This is a genomic window from Streptomyces sp. McG3 (assembly GCF_018619185.1).
GTDB lineage: Bacteria > Actinomycetota > Actinomycetes > Streptomycetales > Streptomycetaceae > Streptomyces.
This window is the reverse complement of sequence record NZ_JAAXYC010000453.1, coordinates 1-4713: the sequence shown is the minus strand read 5'-3', so window position 1 is coordinate 4713 and position 4713 is coordinate 1. Positions and strand designations below refer to the sequence as shown.

The 4713-nt window shown below is 74.5% G+C and carries 5 protein-coding genes; 3 read left to right on the top strand and 2 right to left on the bottom strand.

Annotation, left to right across the window (positions count from 1 at the left end; all coding sequences use genetic code 11):
* Nucleotides 1–39 precede the first annotated feature (39 nt).
* Both HET64_RS36690 and HET64_RS36685 read right to left on the bottom strand, forming a co-directional pair.
* Nucleotides 40–1113 carry a peptidoglycan-binding protein gene (locus HET64_RS36690; protein ID WP_215111563.1) on the bottom strand — a complete coding sequence of 358 codons (1074 nt, stop codon included), beginning with the start codon at nt 1111–1113 and terminating at the stop codon, nt 40–42.
* Nucleotides 1110–1751, bottom strand: coding sequence for a hypothetical protein (locus HET64_RS36685; protein WP_215111562.1), 642 nt, complete (start codon nt 1749–1751; stop codon nt 1110–1112). The genes HET64_RS36690 and HET64_RS36685 overlap by 4 nt, the downstream gene beginning before the upstream one ends.
* 134 nt (nt 1752–1885) lie before the next feature.
* Between HET64_RS36685 and HET64_RS36680 the strand changes: the two genes are divergently transcribed.
* The 3 genes from HET64_RS36680 to HET64_RS36670 all read left to right on the top strand — a co-directional run bounded on the left by HET64_RS36680 (nt 1886) and on the right by HET64_RS36670 (nt 4703).
* Nucleotides 1886–2602: a response regulator transcription factor gene (locus HET64_RS36680; protein WP_215111561.1), complete on the top strand. Its 717-nt coding sequence runs from the start codon at nt 1886–1888 to the stop codon at nt 2600–2602.
* On the top strand, nt 2599–4122 hold the full coding sequence (locus tag HET64_RS36675; RefSeq protein WP_308370430.1) for a HAMP domain-containing sensor histidine kinase: 1524 nt from the start codon (nt 2599–2601) through the stop codon (nt 4120–4122). Before HET64_RS36680 ends, HET64_RS36675 begins: the two co-directional genes overlap by 4 nt.
* A gap of 92 nt (nt 4123–4214) precedes the next feature.
* The gene (locus HET64_RS36670; protein ID WP_251146379.1) at nt 4215–4703 is read left to right on the top strand and encodes a GerMN domain-containing protein; all 489 of its coding nucleotides are present in this window, start codon (nt 4215–4217) and stop codon (nt 4701–4703) included.
* The last annotated feature ends 10 nt before the right edge of the window (nt 4704–4713 follow it).

Here is a 4713-nt window from a genome sequence, read left to right as displayed (position 1 = left end):
GGACCGGGCGGATCCCGGGGTTCCGGGAGGAGGGCGGGGTCATGGTTTCGCCACTCCCACCTTCATGCCCTCGCGCAGCTCCGCGCCGCTGACCTCGATCCGACCGTCGGCCGTCATGCCCGTCTCCACCCGGACCATCGAGGAGGTCGTGCCCCGGACGATCTGCAGCCCGTACCCCCCGTTCTCGCCGCGCAGCGCCACCACCGCCTCGACCGGCACCGCGAGGACCCCCTCGCGGGCCTCGCTGACGAACGTCACGCTCGCCGCCGCCTCGGCGTCCTCGCCGGAGGCCGTGCCGGGACCGCCGTCGAGGACGACCTCGACGGTGATGCCCTCCGGGGTCCCGTCCTCCGCCCCGCCCTCCTCCGGGCGTACCGTTCCGGCGACCTTCCCGGGCACGGTCTTCCCGCTGGGCAGGGCCACCTCCACCTTCGTTCCGCGTGCGGTGAGCGCGCCGTCGGCCTGGTCCAGGAGGGCCCGGACGACCGGCCTGGTGGAGGCGATCGTCAGGACGGGCCCGTCCGGGCCGACCTGGTCGGCGAGGGCCGCGTCGGCGGAGACCACCTTGACCCGGTCGGGCTGGAAGACGACGTCGCCCCGGCCGACCCTGCCGGTGGTCTCGCGGTTGAGCTGCTTCTGCCACCGCTTGACGGCGGCCTCGGTGTCCTTGCCGTACTCCGTGTCGACGTACAGCCCGGCCCCGTAACCCAAGTCCCGCAGGTTGCGCTCCAGTTGGAGGACGTCGCTGCCCCGGTCGCCCGCCTTCATCTCGCGGAACGCCGGGACCGGCCCGTAGAGGAGCGTGACCGGCTTGTCGTTCAGCTCGTACAGGGCCTGCCCCCGCGACACGGTCTCGCCCTCGTCGGCCGCCACCGTGACCGTGCCCTCCACGGCGGCCTTGACGACACGGCGCTGGGCGAAGTCGATCCTCCCGTCGACGGTCTTGGAGAGGACGAGGTCGGTGCGGACGACGGCGGCCGTGGCGGGCGGGAGGCCGTCGCCGCCCCTGCCCGGGGTGCCCGCCCCGTCGCCGGCGCCGAGGAACAGGACGCCCCCGGCGACGGCTGCGGTCACCGTGCCCAGCGCGAGGAGAACGGCGGTGGAACGCTTCACTGCATGCCGTCCAGACCGTCGAGGAGCTTCGACCTGCACGCCGCCCGGGCCTCCTTGTACGCGGGCGCATCGGGGTCGTAGACCGGGGAGGCCGGGTTCGGGTCGCCGCCGGGCACCGCGTTGCCGCCGGACATCACCGGGTTGGTGAACCGGCTGATGCCGTTGTCCCGCATGCACTGGGCGTGGGCGAGCATCGATTCGTAGGACTTCTGCTGGTCGCGCTTGGGCTCGACCGCCAGGGACGCCCTGAGTTCGTCCACGCAGACGTTGTCCTTCCCGGCCTTGATGCCCTCGTTGCGGCCTGGCTGGGAGCCGATCTCGCTGATCTTCTCCCAGTCGAGGTGGCCGCTGAGCCTGGGGTCGGGGAAGTCCTTGTAGCCGCCCTCGGCGCGCATGCACCGGACGAACGCGACCTGGGCGTCGTAGTAGGCGCTCCGGCCGGCGGGCTTCGCGCTCGGGGCGCCGGGCGTGGCCCCGGCCTCGGAGGGCTCGCTCTTCGCGGACGGCACGTCGGCGACGGCGTCGTGACTCCTGGTCCCGGTGGTGTCGTCGCCGCCGCAGGCGACGGTGAGGGCGAGTACGGGCACGGCGACGAAGGCGGCCAGGCGGAGCCGGGCGGTGGTGGTGGGGAAGCTCATGGGCCTCACGCTGGCCGCCGAGGATGATGGCCCGTGCATGGGCACGTGATGGGAAGGTAACAATGCCTCCGACCTGCGCATCAGCCCTCGGAGGAGGAGGCGCGGGCGGCCGGCGCGTGCGCATAATCGGGCCCATGCCGCATGTGCTGCTCATCGAGGACGACGCCTCCGTACGGGACGGGATGGAGCTCGTGCTGCGCCGGCACGGGTACGGCGTGGAGACCGCCGCCACCGGCGAGCAGGCCCTCGCGCTGCTGGCCGGGGAGCGGGGCGCGCGGGTCGAACTGGCCGTGCTGGACCTGATGCTGCCCGGCATGGACGGCTTCGAGGTGTGCCGCCGCATCCGGGCCCGTACGGCGACGCTGCCCGTCATCATGCTGACCGCGCGCGGCGACGACCGGGACATCGTGACCGGGCTGGAGGCGGGGGCCGACGACTACGTGGTCAAACCGGTCACCGCGCCCGTCCTGGAGGCCCGCATCCGGGCCGCCCTGCGCCGCGCGGAACCGTATCCCCGGCAGGGGCCCGCCGGGGAGGTCCCCGACGCGGGCCGTACCGATCACGCCGGGCTGGTGATCGACCGGGCCGGGCTGACCGTGACCAAGCACGGGGTGGCCGTTCCCCTCCCGCCCACCGAACTGCGGGTCCTGCTGGAGCTGTCGGCCGCGCCCGGCCGGGTCCTCACCCGGGAGCAGCTCCTCGCCTCGGTGTGGGACCACACCTTCCTGGGCGACTCCCGGCTGGTGGACGCGGCGGTGGGCCGGCTCCGGGCCAAGATCGAGGACGTACCGGCCAGACCCCGGTACGTACAGACCGTGCGGGGCTTCGGCTACCGCTTCGGGCCGCTGTGAGACGGCCCGTCCCCCGGCGCTCCTGCCGCCGATGGTCCCGGCGGTTCGTCGGCGGGCTGCGGGTCAGGCTCGTCGTCACCTTCGTCCTCGTCGCTCTCGTCAGTGCGGTGACCGCGACCGCCCTCGCCTACCGGGACGCCCGCACCGCCGTCCTCCAGCGCACCCAGAACACCGCCGTGAACGACGTCCGGGAGCGGGTCGCCACCGTCGCCGCGGGGTTCGACCTGCCGCCCGACCAGCGGTCGTTGGCCCGGTTCGCGGCGAAGGTCTCCGAGGGCCTGGGCGCGCGCATCGTGGTCGCCCGCCACCAGGACCTGTCCGCCGTCTCCGACGCGTACGCCGACACGGAGGGCCGGATCACCGCCGAACTGCGGGCGGCCGTCCGGTCCGGGGACGGGGCCCGGTTCCAGCGGGTCCAGTGGCGGGGCGATCCGTATCTGGTCGTCGGCACTCCCGTGACGTACGCCGACGGGGACCGGCGCACCTCGGGCCTGGAGGTCTTCGTGATCACCGACCTGCGGGCCGAGCGCGACGACACCGCCGCCCTGCTGGACTCCGTACGGACGGGGACCGTGCCCGTGGTGGTGCTGGCCGCGCTGCTGGCGCTGCTGGCCGCCGGGACGGTCCTGCGGCCGGTACGGAAGCTGGGGCGGGCCACCCGGGAACTCGCCGCCGGGGATCTCGGCAGCCGGGTCGCGGTCCGCGGTCACGACGAACTCGCGCACCTGGCACGGACGTTCAACGATACCGCCGACGCGCTCCAGGCGTCCGACGCGGAGTTGCGGGCGCAGGAGGCGAAGGCGCGGCGGTTCGTGGCGGACGTGTCGCACGAACTGCGCACGCCCCTGGCGGCGATGACGATGGTGGCGACGGTCCTGGAGGAGGACGCCGACCAGCTGCCGCCGGACGCCGCCCACGCGGCGCGTACCGTCGGCGCGGAGACCGCCCGGCTGTCCCGGCTGGTCGAGGACCTGATGGAGATCTCCCGCTTCGACGCCGGGGCGGCCCGGCTCAACGCGGCCCCGACGGACCTCGCCGACACCGTACGGGCGTCGCTGGCGCTGCGCGGCTGGACGGACCGGGTGACCGTCGAACTCCGCGAGGACGTACGGGCCGTGGTCGACCGGCGGCGGATCGACGTGATCGTGGCGAACCTGGTGGGCAACGCGCTGCGGCACGGGGCCCCGCCGGTCACGGTCACCCTGGCCGCGCCCGGCGGCGACCGGGTGACGCTGGAGGTCGCCGACCACGGCCCGGGGCTGCCGCCGGAGGCCCGGGAGCGGGTCTTCGACCGGTTCTACAAGGCGGACGCGGCGCGCACGCGCAGCACCATCGAGGACAGCGGCGGCGGCCCAGGGGAGGGCGAAGTCTTCGGGCAGGGCAGCGGCCTCGGCATGGCCATCGCGCTGGAGAACGCGCGGCTGCACGGCGGAACCATCGAGGTGGGTCAAGGGCCCGAGGGCGGCGCGGTGTTCACGCTGCGGCTGCCCTTGCGGCACCCGGAGGAGGGAGACGGGTGAGGCGCTTGCGCTTGCGGGGAGGGGAGCGGAGGAGGCGCCCGGGGGGAGGCGTATGGAGTAGGCGCTTGCGGGGGAACGCGCGGAGAAGCTGGTTGCTGGGGGCCGTCCTCACGGTGCTGGGGACCGTGCTCGTCGGGTGCGGGGTCCAGCCGACCGGGGTGATAGAGGCGGGCGAGCCCGCGTCCGGGCTGACGCGCGGGATGCGGCTGTACTACGCGTCCGACACCGGGCTGCGGGCCGTACCCGTGCTCGACCGGGACTTCACCAGCCTCGACGCGGTGATGAAGCTGCTCGCCCAGGGGCCGACGGCCGCCGAGCGGCGCGAGGGGCTGACCACGCTGCTCCACGCCCCCGCCGGCTACACCGTGACCGGGGACGGGGCCCGGGTCACCGTGGAGCTGGAGGGCCCGTACTGGGCGGAGGCACGTGACCAGGTGACGGGGCAACTGGTCTGCACGCTCGCCAGCTTCCAGTCCGTGGCCGAGGCGGAGGTCCGGGCGGACGACGTGGAGGTGACGATCCGCCCGGGGGAGGGGCCGGCGCTGGGGCCGCTGCGGTGCGCGGGGTATCTGGGCGGCTGAGGGGCGTGGC

Coding starts and splice junctions, on each gene's coding strand:
- HET64_RS36685 (WP_215111562.1), bottom strand. CDS start 1,751: ATGAGCTTCCCCACCACCACCGCCCGGCTCCGCCTGGCCGCCTTCGTC.
- HET64_RS36680 (WP_215111561.1), top strand. CDS start 1,886: ATGCCGCATGTGCTGCTCATCGAGGACGACGCCTCCGTACGGGACGGG.